Source organism: Cellulophaga sp. RHA_52, assembly GCF_007827205.1.
In the GTDB taxonomy this organism is placed as follows: domain Bacteria; phylum Bacteroidota; class Bacteroidia; order Flavobacteriales; family Flavobacteriaceae; genus Cellulophaga; species Cellulophaga lytica.
Window position 1 is genome coordinate 1,048,534 of the sequence record NZ_VIRZ01000001.1, and the last position, 25,406, is coordinate 1,073,939.

Here is a 25,406-nt window from a genome sequence, read left to right on the forward strand (position 1 = left end):
GGCATAGAATTAGGGTATTAGTAAGCATCAATCAAAAAACGAACAGTAAAGAATAAAAATTATGTTTAAAAATCAATTAAAAATAGCATGGCGTAATTTAAAAAATAACCTGTTTTTTACATTTTTAAATGTATTTGGCTTAGCTATAGGTGTTGCAGGTGCGCTACTAATTTCATTATATATTTATGATGAGCTTAGTTATGATAAAATGTTTGCAGATGAAGCGCTAATTCATAGAATAAATGCAGATATAAAATTTGGGACATCTTCTAATAATTTAGCTGTTGTAACGCCACCAATGGCATCAGTTTTAGAAAAAGAATACTCAGAAGTACAGCTGGCAACGAGGTTAAGAGGTTGGGGCGGAATGTTGGTGCGCCAAACAAATTCTACTAAAAATATAAAAGTTAATGGCAATGCTTTTGCAGATCCTTCCTTTTTTAAAATGTTTGGACTGGGCTTATTACAAGGTAATACAGAAACAGCATTGCAAGAGCCAAATACTATTGTAATTAGTGAATCTACAGCAAAAACACTTTTTACAGAAGAACAAGTAATAGGTAAACAAATAGTTTTAGATAATGATGAGGTATATACGGTAACAGGAGTTATAAAAGATTTTCCTAAAAACTCGTTTTTAAGAGATTATAGTATGCTTATGTCTATGGCTAGTAACCCAAATGCAAAAGAAGTTACTTGGGGCAGCAACAACTTTAGCACTTTTGTAAAGTTAAACCCTAATACTAGCATAGCTAGTTTTAATAAAAGGTTGCAAAATGTTTTTACAAGTTATGTTGTGCCCTATGCTCAAAAAACATTTGCGCCTACAATGACGGTAGAACGCTTTAAAAGCGAGGGTAACTCTTATGTTTTTAGCACTATACCATTACGTAAAATACACTTACACTCAGACCGTGTAGCAGAATTAAACCCAAACAATAGCATACAAAATATTTATATTTTATCATTTATAGGCTTGTTTTTAGTAGTTTTAGCAAGTGTAAATTTTATGAATCTTTCTACAGCTCAATCTCTTAAAAGAGCTAAAGAAGTTGGTGTTCGTAAAACATTAGGTTCTTCTAAATACCATTTAATAAAGCAATTTCTAATAGAGTCTGGTTTGGTGGCTTTTATAGCATTAATTTTTGCTGTCTTGGTTACTTTTTTAGCATTGCCATATTTTAATGACTTAGCAAATAAAAGTATAGAAATTCCGTTTTTAAATCCGTTTTTTTGGATTTCACTTTTGGTTTTCACACTGTTTTTAGGATTACTTTCTGGTAGTTATCCAGCATTTTTTATGTCAAAATTTAAACCAGTAACGGTATTAAAAGGAGGAGGTAAAACAACAGGTACTGGCGGAAAAATAAGAAACGGATTAGTCGTTTTTCAATTTGCAATCTCTGTGTTTTTAATGGGCAGTACATTAGTGGTTTTTCAACAATTACAATATATAAAAGGGAAAGATATTGGTTACACCAAAGAACAGGTTTTGGTTTTAGATGATGTATATGCTGCTGGTGAGCAAGTAACATCTTTTAAGCAAGAAATAGAGAAACTAGCAAGTGTAAAAAGTGTGTCGTTAACAAGTTTTTTACCAACACCATCTAACAGAACAGACCAATCTTTTACGGTAAAAGGAAGAGCTGTTGAAGATGCTGTAGTACAAATGCAAAAATGGGATGTAGATGAAGATTATATTTCTACACTAAATATAAATTTATTAGCAGGAAGAAACTTTGACCCTAAGTACAAAACAGACTCTACTGCTATTATAGTAAATGAAACAACATTAAACAGATTAGGAATTAACCCAACGGATGCTATTGGAATGGCATTGGTAGATGATTCTGATAATATAGAATATAAAGTTATTGGCGTGGTTAAAGATTTTCATATCTCTACATTACGTAATACAATAGACCCTGTAAGCTTTAGGCTAAGTCGTAGAGTAAGTAGCAAATTAGTAGTAAAGCTAAGTAAAGGAGATTTTGCTAAATCTATAGCAAGTATAGCTGGTTTGTGGGCAAATGTAGCCTCAGAACAACCATTTAATTATTATTTTTTAGACGATTCTTTTAATGATGTTTATAAAGCAGAAGAGCGTTTAGGTAAAATATTTATTGCTTTTACCATTTTATCAATTTTAATAGCTTGTTTGGGGTTATTTGGTTTAGCAACATTTAACGCAGAAAAGCGAATTAAAGAAATAGGAGTACGCAAAGTGCTAGGAGCAAGTATAAGTAACATTGTATACAAATTAACATTAGACTTTTTAAAACTAGTAGCAATATCTATAGTAATTGCTATACCATTGGCTTGGTTTGTTATGACAAAGTGGTTAGAAGATTTTTCATACCGAATAGAAATTAACGGATGGTCTTTTATTTTAATTGCAGTGTTGGTGCTTACAATTTCTATTGTAACAGTAAGCTATCAAAGTATAAAAGCAGCAATATCTAACCCAGTAAAAAGCTTACGAACAGAGTAAATTCATCAATCAAAAATAATTAGAACAAATGAAAATCAATCAAATTAAAATAGTAACAGCACTTTTTTTAGTAGTAATGACTATGAGTGTTAGGGCACAAGTAAGTGAAAAAAAAGTAACAGCATTTAATAAAGTAATTATTAGTCCTCACATACAAGTAACTTTTATAGAAGGAGAAAAAGAAAGTGTAATAATAGAAAGTAGCACGGTAGAAGAACATAAGATAAATGTTGAGGTTTCTGGGAAAACTTTGCGCTTGTATTTAGAAGGGGCAAAAGAGTTTACAAAAAGCGAAAAAACATATAAAAATGGCTACAAACAGCGTACGTCTATCTACAAAGGTACCGTTGTAAAAGCTGTTATTACTTATAAAAATATAGAAGAATTGTCTTTAAGAGGAGAAGAAACTATAGTGTGTAAAAGTCAGTTTGCCCAAAACAAATTACGATTAAAAATTTATGGTGAATCACAAGTGTTTTTAAATGATACAGACCTTAAAGAATTGCACGCTACTATATACGGAGAAAGTTTTTTAGAACTTAAAAAAGGTAGTGTAGAAAACCTAAAAATTACAGCTTACGGAGAAACTAAAATTAACACTTTAGGCATAAAAAATGACAACACAAAAATTACAGCTTACGGTGAGGGTATTTACCGTGTACAGGTTTCAAAAAAATTAAAAGTTACAGCTTATGGTGAGGCAACTGTTGCTTACCAAGGAAATCCAGAGTTAAATAAAGGTCTAATTATTGGCGAAGCAACTATTCAGAAAATACAGTAATACTAAAATTATGTTTAAAAACCATATTAAAATAGCCTGGAGAAGTCTTAAAAATGAAAAACTTTTTACTGCAATTAAAGTTGGAGGTTTTGCTGTTGGTATTGCAGCTTGCTTGTTAATAACTCTTTTTATTAAAGATGAGTTAGGATATGATCAACACTATAAAAACAAAGATGTAATATACAGAGTTGTTCTGGAAGGAAAATTTAACGGTGAGGTAATGAAAAGTGTTCATTTTCAATTGCCATTTGCAGATGCTTTAGTATCAGATTTTCCAGAAATTAAAAAGGCAGCAAAAGTAAATGCGAGTGAGCTTTTTGGAGCAGGAAAAAGAGGCCTTAAAATTGCCGGTGAATCTCAAAATAAGTTAGAAGACGGTTTTATATTTGCAAATCAAGATTTAATAGATGTTTTAGAAATTGATATAGTACAAGGCAATAGTGGTACTGCATTAAGCGCTCCAGGAAAATTGGTGATTTCAAAAAGTAAAGCCGATATTTTTTTCCCTAATGGAGATGCAATAGGAAAAAATATTATTTTAGACAATAACACCTCTAAGCCCTATACTATTAGTGCTGTAATGGCAAATAGACCCCCAAACACCCACTTAAAATTTGATTTTTTACTACCTATTGAAGATACAAATATGAACTGGACAAACCAGAACTATTTTACATATATCTTGGTAGATAAAAAAACAAATATAAAAGAACTAGAAAAGAAGATGTTTTCTATAATGGAAAACTATGTAATACCAGCACAAAAAGAAAGAGGAAGAGCACCAGATTTTTTAGAAGTACTAAAAACTATAAAATATAAACTACAGCCTGTAGAGGATATATATTTAAAGTCCGACCTAAAAATGGGAGACGGTTTGCAACACGGAGATATTAGATTTGTATGGCTTTTTGGGGCTATTTCTGGCTTTATTTTAATATTAGCTTGTATTAACTTTATAAATTTATCTACAGCAAAATCTGCTAACAGAGCTAAAGAAGTTGGACTACGCAAAACTATAGGGGCTTATAAAAGTAACTTGATTTCTCAATTTTTAACAGAGTCTGTTTTATTTAGTGTTATTTCATTTGCGTTAGGAGTGCTTTTGGCCTGGGTATTATTACCTTCTTTTAATGCTATAGCATTAAAAAATGTAAGTATGCCTTGGCAATCTATTTGGTTTATACCAATAATAGTTTTGTTTGCGGTTATAGTAGGTTTATTGGCAGGACTTTATCCTGCATTTTATTTGTCTGGTTTTAGACCAATAGCAGTATTAAAAGGCAACCTAAGTATAGGTAGTAAAAGCGGTAGATTACGTAGTGGGTTGGTTATTTTTCAGTTTGCAACATCTGTAGTACTAATAATAGGTACGCTAATTATTTACAAACAAATGAACTTTATACTCACTAAAGAATTAGGGTATAATAAAGAGCAAATAGTTGTTTTAGAAGGAGCATCAATATTAGGAAATAAAACAGAGAGCTTTAAAAATCAATTGGTACAGCTACCTTCTGTAAAAAAGGCTACTGTTAGTAGTTATTTGCCTATTGAAGGAACAAAAAGAAATGGAAATACATTTAGAAAATCTACAGCAGGTAATGAAGAAAAAGGAATTGCGGCACAAATATGGCGTGTAGATTATGATTACATTTCAACTCTAGGTATGGAAGTAAATAATGGTAGAGATTTTTCTGAAGACTATGCCTCAGATGCTATAAATTCTATTATTATTAATGAAAAAATGGCAACTGAACTTGGGTATAAAAACCCAATAGGGAAGCAAATTTCTAATGGTGAAAATTGGACGATTGTTGGTGTCGTTTCAGATTTTCATTTTAAATCATTAAAAGAAGATATTACACCTTTAGCACTTGTTATTGGTAAAGATACAGGTATAATTTCTTTAAAATTAAGCGGCACTACCGTTAATGAAGCTTTAACCGAAATTGGTGCAGTTTGGGATAAAAATGTGCCCAACCAAGCTTTTAATTATACTTTTCTAGATCAGAAATTTGCTCAAATGCACCAAGATGTTAAACGTATGGGTAAAATTTTTAACAGCTTTGCCTTATTTGCCATTATGGTTGCTTGTTTAGGGCTATTTGCCTTGTCTGCTTTTATGGTAGAGCAACGCCAAAAGGAAATAAGTATAAGATTGGTTCTAGGCGCTCCTTTTAAAAGCATTTATAAATTAATTACACTAGATTTTTTAAAGCTTATTTTTATAGCTATGCTAATAGCTACACCAATAGGCTGGTATTTAATGAGTAACTGGCTGCAAGATTTTGCTTATAAAATAAATTTAAGTTGGGGAATTTTTGTAGGTGCTGGCTGTATTGCTTTATCAGTTGCAGTAGTAACCATAAGTTATCAAGCAATAGGCGCTGCTTTATTAAAGCCGTTAAAGAGTTTAAGAGCAGATTAGTTCTTTTTTAACGTACAAATAATGGACAGGTTATGTAAAATATTTTTACACTTTAATTTTAGTTAATTTTATTCTATCAATATAAATAACTGATAATTAGATTGTTGTCTTTTTTGGCACAGAATTAGAAAACGATATTGTATCAATCAAAAAAACTACAGCTAACAATTTAAAATTATGTTTAAAAACCATATTAAAATAGCATGGAGAAGTCTTAAAATGGACAAAATGTTTTCGGCATTAAATGTTTTAGGGTTATCTATTGGTTTAACAATTGCCATTTTACTTTTTGCATTTATTACTTTTGAGAAAAGTTATAATACACAGTATAAAAATTACGCAGATACGTACAGAGTATTAGTTAATACTACCGGAGATGCTTTTGATAAAGAAATTATGGCAACAGCACCAGCTGCAGTTGCGCCAGCTTTAAAAGAAGAATTGCCTGCAGTAAAATATGCTGCCAGAATGTTGCAACACAGTTTTGGCGAAACAGCCTTTATAAAAGCAAACAATAATAATTTTTTAGAAAAAAGATTGTTTTGGTGTGACCAGGAACTTTTTTCAATTTTTGATACTAAATTTATTAAAGGAGATCCTGCTTCTGCAATAACTAGGCCTAATACTGTTGTATTATCTAAAAGTGCTGCACAAAAATACTTTGGCACTATAGACCCTATGGGGAAAACCATAAAAGTAGATGATAAAACAGAATTAGAAATAACTGGTGTTTTTGAAGACTTTGCCAAAAACAGTACTATAGATTGTAACTTAATAGCATCATTTAGTACCACATACTTTTTTAAAGAACCAAGCTGGAGTAACTCTAGTTTTGAAACGTATGTTCAGTTAAAAGACAATGCATCTAAAGTGGCTTCTGAAAATCAAATGCAGCAAATTTTAGATAAAAATGTAGACAAGCAAGGACAATGGTATACACTTTCATTACAACCACTATCAGAGGTACATTTATATTCTAAAGATTACACAAGTACATATACATCTAGAATTGGTAGTATTTCTGAAATTAAAAACTTATCGTTTTTAGCATTACTTATTTTACTTATTGCTTGCGTTAATTATATGAATTTAATGACTGCACGTTCTCAAAAAAGAGCAAAAGATGTGGGTATAAATAAAACACTTGGTGCATCATCTAAAAGCTTAGTTGGCAGGTTTTATGCAGAAACAGGTTTACTAACATTAATTGCATTGTGTATTGGTGTAGTATTATCTATTGCAATTATTCCTATTTTTAATACTATAACAGGTGCTAGTTTAGATTATAAGTTTCTTATGGCTCCAAGCTTTATAATTGGTGTATGTATTGTTTGGTTGGTTACTACCTTGGTTGCGGGTTCTTACCCTGCTTTTTACTTATCGGGTTTTTCACCTAGCGCTATATTAAAACCAGCAAACAGAACCGTAAGTAACGCAGTTATTAGAAAAGCATTGGTTGTATTTCAGTTTACAGCTTCTGTGGTTTTAATTGTGGGTGTATTAGTGGTGTACCAACAGTTAGAGTTTATGAAAAATAAAGACTTAGGGTACAAGCCACAAAACGTTGTAGCTGTTTCTACGGCTGCAATTAAAACTTATAATAAAAAACAAGCTTTAGCTAACGAGGTTAAAAAATTAAGCTCGGTTATAGAAGTAGGCGCTGCACAGGGCTTCCCTGGTATGGATGTTAGCGGAAGATCTTTACATAAAAACGACCAAGATGAAAACGGAAAAAGTATACAAACCAATGTAGCAGATGCTAGCGTTTTAGATGTATTGCAATTGAAGCTTTTAGCAGGTAAAACATTACCAAGTGTAAAACAAGAAGGAGATACGCTTGTAGATGTGGTTTTAAATAAAAAAGCAATTACCTATTTAGGATTAACACCAGAAGAAGCAATTGGTAAAAAAGTAGATATGCAGTTGGGAGACGATGCTACAATAATTGGTGTTATAGACGATTTTAATTTTGAGTCTTTACACAAGCCAATTGGTGCTTATGCTTTTCATAACAGTAGGTTTGAAGGCAAACCTTACTTGCTTGTTCGTTTTAATAGTGCATCTGTAACTAGTACAATGCAACAGTTAGAAGGTGCCTATGCTAAAGTTTCACCAGACTCTAGTTTTGACTATACTTTTTTAGATAAAAATATGGAGCAATTGTATGAGCAAGACCGTAAAACGGCAAAGGTAGGACTACTATTTTGCTTGCTTGCTATTTTTGTTGCTTGTTTAGGGTTATTTGGGCTAGCAGCGTTTACGGCAGAACAGCGTAAAAAAGAAATAGGAGTGCGTAAAGTTTTAGGCGCAAGTGTGTTAGGTATAACAAAAATGTTGTCGGCAGATTTTTTAAAGCTAATTGTAGTATCTATAATTGTTGCCTTTCCTGTAGCGTATTTTATTATGCAAAAATGGTTAGAAACGTTTGCCTTTAGAGTAAGTATAGGATGGCTTGTATTTTTTGTAGCAGGTATGTGTGCCGTTATTATAGCGCTAATAACAGTAAGTTTTCAAGCTATTAAAGCAGCAGCTGCAAACCCAGTTAAAAGCTTAAAAGCAGAGTAAATTATAACCTATAAATAATAATTATGATTAAGAATTATTTTAAAATAGCGTTTAGAAATCTATGGAATAATAAGCTCTTTTCTTTAATTAAGATTAGTAGTTTGGCTATTGGCCTAAGCGTGTCTTTTGTTATAGGTTTAATGGTGTATTACGATTTTACTTTTGATAAATTTCATCCAGATAAAGATTATATATACAGAGTAACAACAGAGTTTGTAACACCAGAAGGGAGTTTTTACAATCCGGGAGTTTCATTTCCTTTGGGTGATGCCTTAAAACAAAACTCGGCTAGTTTGGCTGCTGTTGCCCCTTTTTTAACTACGTATCCGTTACACATAAAAAATACAGTTACAGATAAAACATTTAAAAATCCGGATTATGTTATTTATGCCGATAAAGGTTTTTTTAATGTATTTAAATATAGATGGTTGGCTGGCTCTAAAGAAAGTGCGCTAGAGAGTCCAAATCAGTTAGTACTATCAGAAAAAAGGGCTAAAAAATATTTTCCAAATACCAACTATACAGATATAATTGGTGCTCATATGGTGTATAATGATACCATAAATATGCAAGTAACTGGCGTGGTGGCTAATTTTACAGAGCGTACAGATATTGTTTTTGAAGAGTTTATTTCATTAAAAACAGCTCACCAGTCTGATATGACAAGTGCTGTATTAAGCAGTAATTGGAACGGAACAAACTCGGCCTCACAATTATTTATAAAGACAAGTAAAAATACTAAAGCCAAAAATGTACAGCTTACATTAAATAAGTTGGCAAAAGAGCATATAGACCCTAATGAAGAAGAGTTTGGAAATGAGCGTAAGTTTTATATGCAGCCGCTAGAAGAATTGCATTTTGATACTAACTATTACACTTTTGATTTTGACTCGGAGCCAGCGAGCAAATCGGTATTAGTAAGTTTAGGTTGTGTAGCTCTTTTTTTACTGCTGCTAGGTAGTATTAATTTTATAAATTTAAATACAGCACAGGCAACGCAAAGAGCAAAAGAAATTGGTGTTAGAAAAACACTAGGAGGCTCTAAAAAACAACTAATTTATCAGTTTTTAGGAGAAACTTTTTTACTAACCATTTGTGCTGCAATTGTGTCTATAGCACTTTCTTTTTGGCTGTTAAATATATTTGCAAACTATATACCAGCAGGTCTAAGTTCAGAGCTATTTGCGGAGCCTACAGTTATTGTATTCATTATTGTATTGCTTTTAGTTGTTACATTATTATCTGGTTTTTATCCGGCAGTAGTACTCTCTCATTTTAAGCCAATAGCAGTATTAAAAAATCAAATTGTAGCGTCTAATGATAAAACATCATTACGTAAATACTTAACTGTTTTTCAGTTTATAATAGCACAGATTTTTATAATAGCTACGCTTTTGGTGGGGAAGCAAATATCATTTTTATTACAAAAAGATATGGGTTTTAAAACAGAAGCCATAGCATCTGTTAGAGCTCCTTGGTATTCTATGACGCCAGCAAAACAACAACGACTATTAACTAAAATTGAAGCAATACCAGAGGTAAACAAAATAAGTTTGGCAGAGTATCCTCCGGCTTCTTTTAGTACCAGTGCAACAAACGTTAGCTACTATGGTGATGCTAACGCACCAATACATACAGAATTACAATTATTATACGGCGATAAAAACTATTTAGACCTATACGGAATTGAATTGCTTGCCGGTAGAAAGCAAAACAATGATAGTATTAAAGAGTTTGTGATTAATGAAACGTACTTGCGTTTATTGGGTTTTAAAAACCCCGAAGATGCTTTGGGAGAAATGATTAAAAGTGAAGGTGAAGAACACCAAATAATTGGTGTTATGAAAGATTTTAATCAACGTTCATTAAAAACTGCTATTAACCCATTAGCATTTATGGGTACAGGAGGTACAAACAGAAGTTTTAAAACGTTTCACATTTCTTTTGCCAATGTAAACGGAGAAAATTTACCCAATGCAACTAAAAAGTTAGAAAATGCTTGGAAAAGCGTATATACAGAAGAGCCTTTTGAGCTTATTTTTATGGATGACACTATAAAACGTTTTTATAGCCAAGAGCGTAAAACTGCTGTATTGTTAAATTGGGCAACAGGTTTAGCTATTGCAATTAGCTGTTTAGGTTTGCTTGGTCTTGTGGTTTATACTACAGAGCGCAGAACCAAGGAAATAGGTATACGTAAAGTATTAGGAGCCTCTTTATTAGAGCTAAATCTGTTGCTAAGTAAAGAGTTTTTAAGCTTGGTTGCTATTGCATTTATAATTGCTGCGCCAATAGCCTATTTTGGTATAGATTATTGGTTGCAAGACTTTGCAAATAAAACTAGTTTAAGTTGGTGGGTTTTTGCAATTAGTGGTGTTATTATGCTAATAGTTGCAATGTTAATTATGGGCGTGCGCACCTACATATCATCTACTAAAAATCCAATAAAAAGTTTACGAACAGAGTAAAAAATACAAATTATGTTATTAGAATTAAACAATATATACAAATGGGTACAGTCTGGAGGACAAAAAATATTTTTGCTAAAAGACATCAATTTAAAAGTAGAAGAAGGCGAGTTTATTTCTATTATGGGGCCGTCTGGTTCAGGAAAATCTACCTTGTTAAATATTATAGGTATGTTAGATGTATTTAATGAGGGTGAATATAATTTTTTAGAAGATTCTGTACACAATTTAAAAGAAAAACACCGCTCTAACTTGTATAAACAGTACATTGGTTTTGTTTTTCAGGCCTATCATTTATTAGATGAACTTACCGTGTATGAAAATTTAGAAATGCCCTTGTTGTACAAGAAGTACAGCTCGTCTGAGCGTAAAGCATTGGTTGCAGATATGCTAGATAAATTTAATATTGTAGGTAAGCAAAACCTATTTCCTAGTCAGCTTAGTGGAGGTCAACAACAATTGGTAGGTATTGCTAGGGCATTAATATCTAATCCAAAACTTATTTTAGCAGATGAGCCAACAGGTAATTTAAACTCTAAACAAGGTGAAGAAATTATGGAGATTTTTAAAGAATTAAATAAAGAAGGCGTAACAATTATACAGGTTACACACTCAGAAAAAAATGCAGCTTATGGGTCTAGAACCTTACATTTATTAGACGGGAGACAAGTATAAGAGCTATAAAAAAAGAACACAACAGCCCCCACCGTTGTGTTCTATCTAGGCCTAAATGCAAAAACCTAGTTATAGTAAGAAGGGTAACTTATATAAAACCTTCTTATATAATTTATGCGGTTTTAAGTAAAATCAGAGAAAAAGTTTTGGTTTTTGTTTTTCTGTATTTGCGTATATGAGCTAAATATTCAGTTCTTTTTCTTTCGTGATTTTCAAGATAAAAAGCATCACACTCTACAGTGTCACATTCTAAATTGCCAAGTGTAGTATTGTTATATCTACGCATTTCTACTACCATTTCTGCATTTTCTTTTTGTAAATTATGCAGCTCTTGTTTTATAGTTTTTTGATTGGCAATACGACTTTCAATCTCTATTAAATACCCTAATTCTTCAGCAATAAACTCTAAATTACTTATCCAATTACGCAGCTCTTCTTTGTCTTTTTTCATCATTATACTGCGGTCTTCCTCGTGGTTGTAAAACAATTTTGTATTCATACCAATGTATTTATATCTATGTAATTATTTTTTTGTTCTACGTTGGTTACCGTAAGGGTTTTTTCTCCTGCTGGGAACTCCCATAAAAGTTTATCGCCCTTTGCGTAACCAATTACAGCAGTGCCCATAGGAGTTAAAATAGATAATTTTTTGTTTTTTAAATCACTATCAGATGGCTTAACTAACTGAAAACTCTTTTGCCATCCTTCATCTGCTGTAACTGTAACAATAGAGTTAAACCTAATAACATCTGTAGGCATATCTTTTTCGTCTTTTACAGCAGCAGTCTTTAGCTCATTATTAAGCTTAGCAATAGATTTTTTATATGTTGCATCTTTATGGTAACCAGACAGGTTCATCAACTTTTTAAGCAACACATATTCTTTTTTTTCAATAATTAAGCCTCCGTATTTCATTTTTTTACAATTATTTATGGAAAAATTCCTCTTTGTACATATGCCTGTTCTAAACGCTCTATGGCAATATTAAAAGCAGCAGTACGCATATCTATATCTTTTTCTAAAGCAGTTTTCATTACCTTATTAAAAGATTCTTTTAGTTTTTTGTGCATTTTTTCTAGCACTTCATCTAACTGCCAAATTTCTCCGTTTCTATTTTGCAACCACTCGTAATAACTACCAATTACCCCTCCAGAGTTGCATAAAATGTCTGGTATAATAGCAACACCCTTTTCTAACAGTATTTTTTCAGCTTCAACATCTGTTGGCCCATTTGCACCTTCAGCAATTAAAAAAGCCTTAATACTATCTGCGTTATTTGCTGTTATTTGGTTTCCCAAAGCGGCAGGCACACATATGTCGCAATTAATTCCAAAAAAGTTTTCGTTTAATATTGGTGTAGCATCGTTAAAGCCAGCAACAGCACCTTTGTGCTGCATAGTGTGCTTGTATAAATCTTCAACAGATATTCCGTTTTCATTTATAATAGAGCCGGATGCATCTTGTACGCCAACTAAAATGGCACCTTCATTTTCTAAAAAATGAGAAGTCCAGTAACCAACATTTCCAAAGCCTTGTACAATATATTTTTTGTCTTTTAGGCTTACTTTTTTGTTTTCTGCCCAAAATTTTATACTCAAAAACACACCATAACCTGTAGCTCTGTCTCTACCCTCAGAGCCGCCAGCACCCACAGGTTTTCCTGTTACAACGTGCATATTTTTAGAGCGTTCTGATGGTGCTTTTGTAGACATGTACGTATCTAAAATCCACGCCATTGTTTGCGGATTTGTATTAACATCTGGTGCAGGAATATCTAATTCTGGGCCAATATTATCTCCTAAGGCATATGTAAATCTCCTAGTAATACGCTCTAACTCTGCTTGGGAGTACTTGCTAGGGTCTAACTGAATGCCACCTTTTGCACCACCATAAGGTAAGCCAGCTAAAGAGGTTTTCCAAGTCATCCACATTGCTAAAGCTCTGGCAGCATCTATATCTACAGTTGGGTGGTAACGTAAACCACCTTTATACGGGCCAAGCGCATTGTTATGTTGTACTCTATAGCCTGTAAATACTTCTACATCTCCATTATCCATTTTTACAGGAAAATGTACAACAAGCTCGTTGTTAGTGATGCTTAATATTTTTCTAATATTAGGATTTAAGTTTATGTTGTCTGCGCTGTAATTAAATTGTCGCATAACATTATCTAGCATCCCTTGCTTCAACTTTTTCTGCTGTTTTGCTATCATTATATTTAATTTAAAACTAATTCTGTTTTATCTTCTTTTTTTAGATCAAAGTCTTCATTTGTCCCTTGTTGATAATCGCTACAGTTGTATATAGAATTTTTATTTTTTGTTAGTACACAAAGTCGCTCGTGCTCACAAGTATTGCAAAGGCTCTTTTCTATTATTTTTATCATTATGTTGTATTTAGATTATTAAAATGCTACTTGACTTTCACAAAAAAACCACACCACTTGAGTTAAACATTTAGAAAGCCAAGTAGACAAATCAATCAATCAACTATAAAAATCTAATATCATTTTTATAATAACTTACTCGTGTGTGTATTGGCAAGCTGTGTGCCTAAAAAGATTTAAAAATGCAGATTTGCTATAGAAACTTGATAATCAGAGTTATAAAAAGATGAAAATAATTTCAACTAAAAACTGAGGCGAGGAGAAATGCCCCAGTTGGGGAAAAATTACCCGTTTTTTACTTTAATTTTTGACGTAATGTTTTACGGTCTATTTGAAGAATTTCTGCAGCCTTAGTTTTGTTATTGTTTGTGGCAGCCAACACTTTTAAAATGTACTCTTTTTCCATTTGCTGTAAGCTTGAAAATGAAGCATCTGGAAATTCTATTTTATATTTTAAATAATCAGGAAAATCTTTTATGTCAATTTTTCCATCGCTCATAATAACGGCGCGTTGTATTACATTTTCTAGCTCTCTAATATTGCCTTGCCAATGGTACCTTTGTAGCATTTTTAAAGCATCATCTGTAATTTGTAATAAACGGTCTTTGTATTCTACACCGTATTTTTTTAAAAACTGCTCTACCAGTAACGGAATATCAGATTTTCTTTCTCGTAATGGTGGCACGTTTATTTGCACTACGGTTAGCCTGTAATACAGATCTTCTCTAAAGGTTTTGTTGGCAATATCTTCTTGTAAGTTATTATTTGTTGCAGCAATAATGCGCAAGTCTACTTTTTCTGCTTTTTGCGAGCCTACTTTTGTAATTTCTTTTTCTTGTAAAGCACGTAGTAATTTAGCTTGTACAGCTGTAGATGCGTTACCAATTTCATCTAAAAATAATGTACCGTTATTTGCTGCCTGAAAAAAACCATTTTTATTTTCGTTAGCACCTGTAAAAGCACCTTTTGTATAGCCAAAAAGCTCAGATTCTAATAAGTTCTCAGGTATGGCACCACAGTTAACAGCAATAAAGGGTTGCTTGGCAAACTTACCAGAAAAATGAATAGCCCTAGCCACAAGCTCTTTACCAGTGCCACTTTCACCTTCTATTAAAACAGTAGCCTTGTTGTCTTTTACGCGTTCTATAATTTGAGTTACTTTTTCAAAGGCAACAGATTGCCCAATCATTTGTCCGTAACCTGTAGCTGTTAGCTTTTTTTTAGGTTTTTGTTGCTGAGTTTTTTTAGCAGTTTCTAATGACCTATTAACGGCCTGTTTAAGTTCTTCTTTTGTAAAAGGTTTGGTAAGGTAATCTGTTGCGCCAGATTTTATTACGCTCATAGCATCATCTACAGACGGGTAACCTGTAATAACTAATTTGGGAATATGTGGGTAATGTTCTGCAGTATATTTTAATAGCTGCAAGCCATCAATTTCTGGCATTTGTATATCTGTAATTAGCAAATCTATAGTAGAGTCATGCAATACGTATAAAGCCTGTTTTACAGATACAGCTTTGTATACGTGGTAATTTAAGGCTTGTAAATGGCGTTGTAAAAGTTCTAAAATGTGTATATCATCATCTACAATGAGTATGTTCTCTTTTTCTAGCTCCATTTTTTACAATTTAGGAATTGCTACAGTAAATATAGTGCCCTTTGGCATATTAGCACTAAAGCTTATATTTCCTTTATGACTTTTAACAATGCCGTGTACTACGCTTAACCCTAACCCAGATCCTTCGCCTACCGGTTTGGTAGTAAAAAAGGGCTCAAAAATTTTATCACCCAAATTAGTATCTATACCAGTACCTTGGTCTTTTATATGTATTTCTACTGTAGCAGATTTATCTTTTATATCTAATACAATAACACCATTTTCTTCAGAAAAATAAATAGCATTTATAACCAAGTTAAATAGCACTTGGGTAAGTTGTATGCGGTCTATTTTTAATGCTATTTTGCTATTACTAGAACTAAAGTTAAGTGTTATATTTTTAGTTTTTAGTATAGGTTTTAAAAGTTCTATGGCTTCTTTACAGATAGGAATAATATTGACTAAACTTTTTTGTTGAGGCATTTCACAAGCAAAAAACATTAGTTTTTTTACTACTTCTCTAGAGTAAATAGCACTATTAATAATTTTATCTAAATCTTTAGTAGCTTGGGAGTCTTGCTTTGTGCGGTCTTTTAAAAGTTCTGCAAAGCCTAAAATATTAGCAAGTGGTGTATTTAGCTCATGAGCAATACCTGCTGTAATTTCACCAAGTATACGCAACCTGTCTGATTGTTCTACTTGCCTTTTAATTAAAATTTCGTTTTCCTTAATTTCTTTACGTTCTAGTAAGTTGCCAACCTCTAAACAAACATTATTTAGCAGTTGTTGTTCTTCTTCAAGAAAATCTAAAACACTATATTTTTTAGATGGGTAACCAACTTTTATAGTCCCAATTTCTTTATTAAATAACGTAATAGCGGAGGTTAAAAAAACGTAGTCTTTATATTCTTTTTTAGTTTCAATATGGTACTCATCGGTTTTAAGCACAACATAGGTGTCATTTATATATTGCCATGCGTTTTTTAAGCAAGATACAATGGCTTGTAAACCAACTTCAATTTCATTATAATCGCAATTAACAATTATAGAAGTAACGTCATACAAACAGGTGAGTTCTTTAATACGCTCTCTAAGTTTTTCTTCTGCTGTTACCATAAGTATAAAATTAAGGGAAGATAAATGTACTACAAAAAAATAGCTCTAGTAAACAAAACGTCTACTAGAGCCAGGTTTTATACAAACAACTTTGTTAGGCAGTAGGGTCTGGTGTCATCCTTAAATAAGGTTTAATTTCTTCTACTCCTTTAGAAAATATTTTTTCTGCATCGCTAGTAGCAATAGCCGGACTAACAACTACTTTTTCACCATTTTTCCAGTTAGCAGGTGTAGCTACTTTATGGTTTGCAGTAAGTTGTAAAGAGTCTATTACGCGTAACAACTCATAAAAATTACGCCCTGTAGATGCAGGGTATGTAAGTGTTAATTTCACTTTTTTATCTGGCCCAATTATAAATACAGAACGTACTGTTAAGTGGTTGTCTGCATTAGGGTGTATCATATCATATAAAGTAGATACTTTTTTGTCCTCATCTGCAATTATAGGAAAAGTAACTGTAGTATTTTGTACTTCGTTAATGTCTTTAATCCACTCGTTATGAGAAGCTGCACCATCTACGCTTAATGCAATCATTTTTACGTTACGCTTGTCAAACTCATCTTTAAACTGTGCAGCCGTACCTAATTCTGTAGTACAAACTGGTGTAAAATCTGCTGGATGAGAAAAAAGAATTCCCCAGCTGTCACCTAAATAATCGTATAAATTTATTGTTCCTACAGAACTGTCTGCAGTAAAATCTGGTGCTTCATCACCCAATCTTAAACTAGCCATATTATTGTATTTTTAATTAAAAATCTATTTACCCTACAAAATTAGTAGATTATTTACTTTTAAAGCGTTAAAATAGGTTAAACTTTGTGTAAATTAGAGAGTTAAAACATGAACTTTAACTGTACGCTAATACTTTCTTGTTCAGGTTTTTTCTTGTCTGGAGTATTTAAATTAGCTAATGAAATTCCCAATAAACGAACCGAGTTTTCAAGCTTTTCTTGGTACAGTAATTCTTTAGCAATTTCTAGTATTAGGTCTTTATCTGCTATAAAATAAGGTATGGTTTTGCTTCTTGTTTGCAATGTAAAATCGCTATACTTAATTTTTAAAGTAATTGTTTTACCAGCAATTTTACTTTTTTTAAGTCGGCGTTCTAATTCGCTAGCAATATTTTCTAATCGCTCTAACATAAAAATTTCACTACTTAAATTCTCATTAAAAGTGCGTTCTGCACCCACAGATTTTGGTATTCGGTTTGGTTTAACTGGACTATTGTGTATGCCTCTAACAACGTGGTAGTAATAGGCACCACTTTTGCCAAAATGTTTTTCTAAAAATTCTAAGCTTTTATTTTTAAGGTCTAAACCCGTAAAAATACCCACTTTGTACATTTTTTCTGCGGTAACCTTACCTACACCATAAAATTTACGAATTTCTAACTCTTCTAAAAAGGCTAAAACTTCTTCTGGGTTAACTGTTTTTTGTCCGTTTGGTTTGTTGTAATCACTTGCAACTTTTGCAATAAATTTATTTATAGATATGCCTGCAGATGCTGTTAATCCTAACTCATTGTATATACGCTCTCTAATTTCTTTTGCAAGTAAAGATGCAGATGGATTTCCTTTTTTGTTTACAGTAACATCTAAATAAGCCTCGTCTAAAGAAAGCGGTTCTACTAAATCTGTATAATCATAAAAAATGGCTCTAATTTTTTGAGATATCTCTTTATATCTTGCAAATCGGGGTGGTACAAAAATTAAATCTGGACAATTACGTTTTGCCATATAGCCACTCATAGCAGAGCGTACACCAAATTTACGAGCCTCATAACTAGCGGCAGAAACCACACCTCTTTTTTCACCACCACCAACAGCCAATGGCTTGCCAATAAGCTCAGGATTATCTAGCTGCTCTACAGATGCGTAAAAAGCATCCATATCTACATGAATAATTTTTCGTAAAGGTAAATCCTTGGTCATACACAAATTTACGGTATATTTAGGTTGATGAAAACAAAAGAAAAAACAGCTATTGTATTGGGCGCAACCGGTGTAACTGGCAGTGCTTTGGTATCTTTATTAACTCAACATAATGCCTATGCAAAAATAAAGCTATTTTCTAGATCTTTAAGCGGATTTACACATGCTAAAATTGATGAGTATTTGGTAGATCTTCATGATCTAGAAAAACACAAAAGTAGTTTTACGGCAGATGAGGTGTATTGTTGTATTGGCACCACAAAGGCAAAAACACCAGATAAAGAAACCTATAAAAAAATAGATTACGGTATACCATTACAAGCCGCAAAATTATGTAAAGAAAATGGAATAGGAACATTTATGGTAATATCAGCCTTAGGAGCAAATGCGTCTAGTTCGGTTTTTTACAATAAGGTTAAAGGCCAAATGGAAGATGCTGTAATTGCATTGCAAATACCCAAAACGCATATACTGCAGCCATCTTTAATTGCAGGTAAAAGAGATGAAAAAAGAATGGGAGAGTGGTTGGCAAAACAGTTTTTTAAGGTGTTTCAGTTTTTATTAATTGGCTCTTTAAAAAAATACAGACCAATACACCCAGAAACAATTGCAAAAGCTATGGTTTGGTTAGGAAATAATGAAGAAAACACTATAAAAATACAGTCTGATAAGATTAAGGAATTAGGAGGTGAATAATGGTAGAAATAGAACGTAAATTTTTGGTAAAGAGTGATGCTTTTAAAGCTGAATCAATTGCTGAAAAAAGAATAGTACAAGGTTTTTTAAATACAGATCCTGAGCGTACTGTTAGGGTTAGAATAAAGGGCGATGACGGTTTTTTAACCATAAAAGGAAAATCTAACAGCACGGGAACATCTAGGTTTGAGTGGGAAAAGCAAATACCAATTAATGAAGCAGAAGCATTGCTTAAATTATGCGAAGAAGGTGTAATTGATAAAATACGTTACAATGTTACTGTAGCAAACCACTTGTATGAAGTTGATGAATTTTTTAGTGACAACCAAGGTTTAATTATAGCCGAAATAGAATTAAAAGATGAGGATGAGGAATTTGTAAAACCCAACTGGTTAGGAGAAGAGGTTACTGGTGATATTAAATATTATAATTCTCAGTTAAGTAAAAATCCCTTTAAAAATTGGAGTTTATAAATAAAAAAGTCTAGTAAATTTTACTAGACTTTTTTATTTTTCTTTTATTTAGTTAGATGTGTAGTTGAGTTTTTTCTCAATAGCTCTAATCATCACATTAGCAATATCTAAACCAGTTGCATACTCTATACCTTCTAAACCAGGAGAAGAGTTTACCTCTAGCAATAAAGGGCCCTTATTAGAGCGTATAATATCTACCCCAGCAACAGCTAAGTTTAATATTTTTGCTGCTTTAACTGCCAATTTACGCTCCTCAGATGTTATTTTAATTAATGATGCAACACCACCTTGGTGAATATTAGCTCTAAATTCTCCTTTTTGAGCTTGGCGCTGCATAGATGCTACAACTTTTCCGTTTACCACAAAACAACGTATGTCTTGGCCGTTTGCTTCTTTAATAAACTCTTGTACTAAAATGTTTGTTTGTACACTTTTAAATGCATTAATAACACTCTCTGCTGCTTTATTTGTTTCTGCTAAAACAACACCTTTACCTTGTGTGCTTTCTAATAATTTTATTATTAACGGAGCCCCATTAACCATACGTATAAGGTCTTTGGTGTCCATTGGAGATTTTGCAAAACCAGTAATAGGAATGTCAATATCGTTTTTAGAAAATAACTGAGAGGCAAATAATTTGTCTCTAGACTGTGTAATTGCTTCTGCTGTGTTTAAACAATACACACCAAGATTATCAAACTGTCTAATTAATGCGCAACCATAAAATGTAACCGATGGCTTAATTCTAGGAATAACAGCATCAAACTTATTTAAAACATTACCACCTCTGTAGCGTATTTGTGGCGATTTTGTATCTAGTTTCATGTAAGCGTTTTCTACATTTAAAAAAACAACTTCATGACCTCTAGCTTCACCAGCCTCTATAATTCTTTTGTTACTGTATAAATTAGGATTACTGGCTAATAATGCAATTGTTAAACCCGATTTTTCGGCCATATGAGAAGCGTATTTTTCCTGAATTTCTTCTTCGGAAAAATTTTGCATACAATAGCTTTCTGCAGGGTTAACAATATAACGTTGGTTTATAGCCTCACGACCTAATAACATACGGTATTCCATAGTGTCTCTGTTGGCAAGCGTAAGCTCTACACTATGTATATTGTTGCCTAATTTAATAGAGGTTTTTACCACTAAGCGTTCCTCAGAAATACCAACAGAACTTTTTACCGTTCTACGGTCTACTAAAGGAGCCTCACAAGTAATGGTTACACTTCTGTTTTCTTGTATAGGGTTTACCTCAAATTTTACCCATTCTTCTACCCCCTTGTTGTAAACTTTTACATTATTAGCTTGTATAGAAGATGTTTTTGCGCCAGAGTCTACACGCGCTTTTATAGCAGGTATTCCTAATTCTTCAAAAACACACCACTCTTCTCCTCCAATAACTTGTAATTCATCAAACTTAGTAGTATTGCCCATAGGTAAAATTTTTATTTTAAAAAGTGCGAATGTAACTTAAAAACTGACAAATGTATGTTTCCTTAAGGCTATTATTTTGCTAAAACTCCGTCCTTATCAATAAGTGGAATTGTAGTTAAATTAGCTTCGTTAACCGTATTTTTTTCAAAAACAAAACGCTTTTCAAAAAGCTTATTATCAGCAAAAAAAGTTACAAAAAACTCGTTGTTTAATTGTAAAACATCTTCTTGTACCATTTCTACTTTAGCATAAGATTTACCATCTAGCTTAGCAATAGAATGTCTCATTGTAGAGGTTATTCTATCATTATCATACCCTTTAGAAACAACCAAAACCATTTCTATGGTTTCTGTTTTGTTGTTTAGTACATAAACATTCCACTCTTTATCTAAAAACTCCTTGTTAAACTCGTGTATAATAGCAACGTGTACATCTTTAATCACTGGTATTATGATGTCTTTTTTCATCTATTTATAGCTTTAAGTTGTTTTTACAAGGCACTTTTAAATTGCTCTAAAAAGCGAACATCGTTTTCACTTAATAAACGAATATCTGTAATTTGGTGTAATAACATAGCAATACGGTCTATACCAACGCCAAAGGCAAAACCAGAGTATTCTTCTGGGTCTATACCACAGTTTTTAAGTACGTTAGGATCTACCATACCACAACCACCAATTTCTAACCAACCGGTTCCTTTGGTAATTTTATAGTCAGACTCTGTTTCTAGTCCCCAATACACATCTACTTCTGCACTAGGCTCTGTAAATGGAAAATATGATGGACGCAAACGAATTTTAGATTTTCCAAAAAGCTCTGTCGTAAAAAATTGTAATGTTTGCTTTAAATCTGCAAACGAAACATCTTTATCTATATACAAACCTTCTATTTGGTGAAAAAAGCAGTGAGAACGAGCAGAAATTGCTTCGTTTCTGTATACTCTACCCGGAGAAATTGTACGTATAGGTGGCTTGTTGTCTTCCATATACCTTACCTGTACAGATGAGGTGTGCGTGCGCAACAAAACATCTGGATTGGTTTGTATAAAAAAGGTGTCTTGCATATCTCTTGCTGGGTGATATTCTGGCAAGTTAAGTGCAGTAAAATTGTGCCAGTCATCTTCAATCTCTGGGCCTTCAGAAACATTAAATCCTATTCTAGAGAAAATCTCTATAATTTGATTTTTTACTATAGATATTGGATGCCTTGCACCAATAGACATTGGTTGTCCTGGGCGTGTTAAATCTCCGTAAACACTATCGCTAACCGTTGTGCTAGCTAAAGCATCTTTTAAAGAACTTACTTTTTCTGTAGCAGCGTTTTTTAACTGATTTATAGTTTGGCCAAACTCCTTTTTTTGTTCGTTTGGCACATTTTTAAACTCAGCAAAAAAGTCATTTAACAATCCTTTTTTACCTAAATATTTTATTCTAAAACTTTCTATTGCGTCTAGCTCTGTTGAGGTAAACTCATTAACCAATGCAATATGTTTTTTTATTTCATCTATCATAACACAAAAAAATCCAATACGCGGCAAATTTAGCAATTATTCCCGTATTGGATTGTATTAATTAATGTTTTGTAGTCACATTTAATAGGTGTCTTTCACATTTTCTTTAACCCAGGCAACAGCATCATCAAAATTAGAGAACAAATGCTCTACAGGAATTAGGTCAGGAATAATGTCTATACGCTCCATCATGTACTTGGGTTGTTGTAATAGATTTACAAAAAGTACGTTTACGTTATTTTTTTTAAGGTCTACCAAAACATCTTCCATTGCATACAGTCCGGACTGGTCCATATACTGCATTCTTCCGGTTCTAATAATTACAGTACTTGCCGTACTAGGTATTTGTGAAGCCAATTGTTGAAATTCACTAGTAGAGCCAAAAAACAAAGGACCTTTTATATGTTTAATAAAAACCTCTTCTTTTAAATTATCAGGAAAGTTAGCTTCGTCCTTCCAGGCTTTTTCTTGTAAGAGCGATTTAACATCTGAGCGTTCTGCCGTAAGATCGCCTATTTTTTTCATAAACATTAATGATGCAATAACTAGTCCAATACCTACAGCATATACTAAGTTCCATACCGATGATAGTACTAGAACTACAAGCATTATTATTACTTCTGAGCTTACTTTAAGTGGTCCAATTTTTAAATCTCGAGGTAAACTAGGAATAGCTTTTAGTCCTTTATAGTCCATAACTCCAATACCAACGGTAATTAAAATACCTGCTAATACCGCTGCTGGTATTTGAGAGGCAATAGGTCCTAATGCTAATAATACAACTAAAAGAACTATACCTGCAACCATACCAGATAATTTTGTTTTACCACCAGAATTAATATTTACAACCGTACGTATGGTAGCGCCTGCTCCTGGTATACCATTAAAAATTGCTGCAATGGTATTACCAATACCTTGACCAATTAATTCTTTATTAGGCTTGTGTTTAGTCTTTGTCATATTATCTGCAACAACAGATGTTAGTAAAGAATCTATGGCACCCAATAGCGCTAAGGTAAGCGCTGTAAAAATGTAAGGCGTTAAAGATGTTATGCTAAATTGAGTAAATATTGCCATATTAGGCATAGGCATACCTGTAGGTATTTCCTCAATTCGTCTGTATGGCAGTTTAAATATAAATGCTACTCCAGAAACAGCTATAAGTGCCACTAAGGTACTTGGTACGGCAGTTGTAATACGTTTAAAGCCATAAATAATAACAATGGTAGCAATTGCTAATGCAAGCTCTAGCCAACTAATAAATTGTATTGCTCTTGGCAGTACTTTTAAAGAACCTATTACGCCAGATGCTTCTTTTGCAGCTAACGTTTTTGCTTCTTTAAGTGTATCTGCATCTGTAACAGTATTGGCTCTTTTTATGGTTTCTTCAAAGTGATCTAAAACCAAAATACCTTCGCCAGCTTCTTCTTTTAGGATATTTTGCAATATAATTTCTTCTGCTTGCGGTTTAAATTGGTTTACTAAATCTTCATCTTCCTTAGGATAATAACCAATAGCAGGTAGTATTTGTGTAACCAATATAATAACCCCAATTGCAGTCATGAAACCAGACACTACTGGGTAGGGAATGTATTTTATGTATTTACCCATACCAAGTAAACCAAGACTAATTTGCATTAATCCTGCTAAAATAAACACAGATAATATGTATGGTAGTGCTTTTTCTACATCGCCATCATGAACAGCAATAATACTTGCAATTACAACCATACTTACAGCCGTCATAGGTGCTGTGGGTCCAGAAATTTGTGTGCTTGTACCGCCAAATAGTGCAGCAAAGAAACTAATAAAAATAGCTCCGTATAAACCAGCAGCAGGACCAAGGCCAGAACTAACTCCAAAAGCTAGTGCTAAAGGTAAAGCAACTATACCAGCGGTAATACCACCAAAAATATCTCCTTTTACATTAGAGAAAAGATTTTTCATAGATTTAAATTGATTTTTTTTAGAACAATTACCAATCAAAAAAATTGAACTAAATAGTTATATAATATACAATAAAAATGATAGAACTACTAAAAAGTAGTTTGTGTTATTTTTTAGTTTAATTACTCAAAAAAAGTAACAGCACCAGAGTTAATATCATACATAGCACCAACTATTTTAATTTCTCCTTTACTTTGCATATCTGCTAAAACTTCACTTTCTGCAACAATCCTGTCTATAGTAAGTTGTACGTTTTTAGCAGCTACATTATCTACAAATTCTAAGTTTTTAGAGTTACGTAAGCTTTCATCTGCTGGTTCTGATACTGCTTCTACTGCAGGCTTAATTTTGCTTAACATTGCTGTTAAGTTTCCTAATTCTGCATTATCACAAGCTCCTTTTACTGCACCACAGCTAGTATGTCCTAAAACTACAATTAGTTTTGTGCCTGCTAGTTTACAGCCAAACTCCATACTACCTAAAATATCTTCGTTTACAAAGTTACCTGCAATACGTACACTAAAAATATCTCCTAAACCTTGGTCAAAAACCAATTCTGCAGATACTCTAGAGTCTATACAGCTTAATATTGTTGCAAAAGGAAACTGGCCTTCACTAGTGTCATTAACTTGCTCTAATAGGTTGCGGTGAGCTTTTAAATTGTTTTGAAATCTTTGGTTTCCTTCTTTTAAAAATTGCAATGACTTTTCTGGTGTCATTGTAGCTTGTGTTTCTTTTGTATGCGCTTTCATAAAATAATTATGTTTTATATAAGTTGAATTTTTAGTTGATATATTAAACTAAAAAATGAATTTAAATTTTAATAATAGTCAGTCCGTAAATATGCGTAAAAGCAAATTTATAGCTGATAAATTTTTGGTTCTAACACTAAGTTTAAAACTAA

Annotated in this window: 20 protein-coding genes; 8 read left to right on the plus strand and 12 right to left on the minus strand. The window is 32.6% G+C overall.

Annotated features, from left to right (window positions below):
- Positions 1–61 precede the first annotated feature (61 nt).
- The 6 genes from JM80_RS04565 to JM80_RS04590 all read left to right on the plus strand — a co-directional run bounded on the left by JM80_RS04565 (position 62) and on the right by JM80_RS04590 (position 11,405).
- Positions 62–2,491 carry an ABC transporter permease gene (locus tag JM80_RS04565; protein ID WP_144709341.1) on the plus strand — a complete coding sequence of 810 codons (2,430 nt, stop codon included), beginning with the start codon at positions 62–64 and terminating at the stop codon, positions 2,489–2,491.
- 28 nt (positions 2,492–2,519) lie between these two features.
- Complete coding sequence (locus JM80_RS04570; RefSeq protein ID WP_144709342.1) at positions 2,520–3,272, plus strand: head GIN domain-containing protein; 753 nt, start codon at positions 2,520–2,522, stop codon at positions 3,270–3,272.
- Positions 3,273–3,282: 10 nt separating this feature from the next.
- On the plus strand, positions 3,283–5,697 hold the full coding sequence (locus JM80_RS04575; protein WP_144709343.1) for an ABC transporter permease: 2,415 nt from the start codon (positions 3,283–3,285) through the stop codon (positions 5,695–5,697).
- A 177-nt stretch (positions 5,698–5,874) separates the two neighbouring features.
- Entirely contained in the window at positions 5,875–8,262 is a 2,388-nt protein-coding gene (locus JM80_RS04580) for an ABC transporter permease (protein WP_144709344.1), read from the plus strand.
- A gap of 23 nt (positions 8,263–8,285) precedes the next feature.
- Positions 8,286–10,730, plus strand: coding sequence for an ABC transporter permease (locus tag JM80_RS04585; protein ID WP_144709345.1), 2,445 nt, complete (start codon positions 8,286–8,288; stop codon positions 10,728–10,730).
- Positions 10,731–10,742: 12 nt separating this feature from the next.
- The gene (locus JM80_RS04590; RefSeq protein WP_013620740.1) at positions 10,743–11,405 is read left to right on the plus strand and encodes an ABC transporter ATP-binding protein; all 663 of its coding nucleotides are present in this window, start codon (positions 10,743–10,745) and stop codon (positions 11,403–11,405) included.
- A 112-nt stretch (positions 11,406–11,517) separates the two neighbouring features.
- Here the strand turns inward: JM80_RS04590 and JM80_RS04595 are convergent, their stop codons facing one another.
- From JM80_RS04595 to dinB, 7 genes are all read right to left on the minus strand, one after another.
- On the minus strand, positions 11,518–11,904 hold the full coding sequence (locus JM80_RS04595) for a hypothetical protein (protein ID WP_141103707.1): 387 nt from the start codon (positions 11,902–11,904) through the stop codon (positions 11,518–11,520).
- The gene (locus JM80_RS04600) at positions 11,901–12,320 is read right to left on the minus strand and encodes a GreA/GreB family elongation factor (RefSeq protein WP_034646691.1); all 420 of its coding nucleotides are present in this window, start codon (positions 12,318–12,320) and stop codon (positions 11,901–11,903) included. The genes JM80_RS04595 and JM80_RS04600 overlap by 4 nt, the downstream gene beginning before the upstream one ends.
- A gap of 14 nt (positions 12,321–12,334) precedes the next feature.
- Positions 12,335–13,618 carry a Glu/Leu/Phe/Val dehydrogenase gene (locus tag JM80_RS04605; protein ID WP_013620737.1) on the minus strand — a complete coding sequence of 428 codons (1,284 nt, stop codon included), beginning with the start codon at positions 13,616–13,618 and terminating at the stop codon, positions 12,335–12,337.
- A 468-nt stretch (positions 13,619–14,086) separates the two neighbouring features.
- Entirely contained in the window at positions 14,087–15,409 is a 1,323-nt protein-coding gene (locus JM80_RS04610; protein WP_013620735.1) for a sigma-54 dependent transcriptional regulator, read from the minus strand.
- Positions 15,410–15,412: 3 nt separating this feature from the next.
- Positions 15,413–16,504 carry a sensor histidine kinase gene (locus JM80_RS04615; RefSeq protein ID WP_034646689.1) on the minus strand — a complete coding sequence of 364 codons (1,092 nt, stop codon included), beginning with the start codon at positions 16,502–16,504 and terminating at the stop codon, positions 15,413–15,415.
- A 94-nt stretch (positions 16,505–16,598) separates the two neighbouring features.
- Positions 16,599–17,237 carry a peroxiredoxin gene (locus JM80_RS04620; protein WP_013620733.1) on the minus strand — a complete coding sequence of 213 codons (639 nt, stop codon included), beginning with the start codon at positions 17,235–17,237 and terminating at the stop codon, positions 16,599–16,601.
- Positions 17,238–17,338: 101 nt separating this feature from the next.
- Positions 17,339–18,436, minus strand: a complete 1,098-nt coding sequence (gene dinB / locus JM80_RS04625) for a DNA polymerase IV (RefSeq protein WP_038505306.1) — start codon at positions 18,434–18,436, stop codon at positions 17,339–17,341.
- 27 nt (positions 18,437–18,463) lie between these two features.
- On the opposite strand from dinB, the gene JM80_RS04630 reads away from it, so the two are divergent.
- Together JM80_RS04630 and JM80_RS04635 are read left to right on the plus strand one after the other, a co-directional pair.
- Entirely contained in the window at positions 18,464–19,132 is a 669-nt protein-coding gene (locus JM80_RS04630) for an NAD-dependent epimerase/dehydratase family protein (protein WP_075694712.1), read from the plus strand.
- The gene (locus JM80_RS04635; protein WP_144709346.1) at positions 19,132–19,605 is read left to right on the plus strand and encodes a CYTH domain-containing protein; all 474 of its coding nucleotides are present in this window, start codon (positions 19,132–19,134) and stop codon (positions 19,603–19,605) included. Before JM80_RS04630 ends, JM80_RS04635 begins: the two co-directional genes overlap by 1 nt.
- A 48-nt stretch (positions 19,606–19,653) precedes the next feature.
- On the opposite strand, the gene rimK is transcribed toward JM80_RS04635, so the two are convergent.
- The 5 genes from rimK to JM80_RS04660 form a co-directional block, all read right to left on the minus strand.
- Positions 19,654–21,045 (minus strand): 30S ribosomal protein S6--L-glutamate ligase, encoded by a 1,392-nt coding sequence (gene rimK, locus JM80_RS04640; RefSeq protein ID WP_013620729.1) that lies wholly within the window; start codon positions 21,043–21,045, stop codon positions 19,654–19,656.
- Positions 21,046–21,116: 71 nt separating this feature from the next.
- The gene (locus JM80_RS04645; protein ID WP_034646685.1) at positions 21,117–21,512 is read right to left on the minus strand and encodes a hypothetical protein; all 396 of its coding nucleotides are present in this window, start codon (positions 21,510–21,512) and stop codon (positions 21,117–21,119) included.
- Between the two features lie 23 nt (positions 21,513–21,535).
- On the minus strand, positions 21,536–22,555 hold the full coding sequence (gene pheS, locus JM80_RS04650) for a phenylalanine--tRNA ligase subunit alpha (protein WP_144709347.1): 1,020 nt from the start codon (positions 22,553–22,555) through the stop codon (positions 21,536–21,538).
- Between the two features lie 81 nt (positions 22,556–22,636).
- A complete protein-coding gene (locus JM80_RS04655; RefSeq protein ID WP_144709348.1) occupies positions 22,637–24,502 on the minus strand; it encodes a SulP family inorganic anion transporter in 1,866 nt (621 codons plus the stop codon).
- A 122-nt stretch (positions 24,503–24,624) separates the two neighbouring features.
- The gene (locus JM80_RS04660; protein ID WP_013620725.1) at positions 24,625–25,254 is read right to left on the minus strand and encodes a carbonic anhydrase family protein; all 630 of its coding nucleotides are present in this window, start codon (positions 25,252–25,254) and stop codon (positions 24,625–24,627) included.
- Positions 25,255–25,406: the final 152 nt, after the last annotated feature.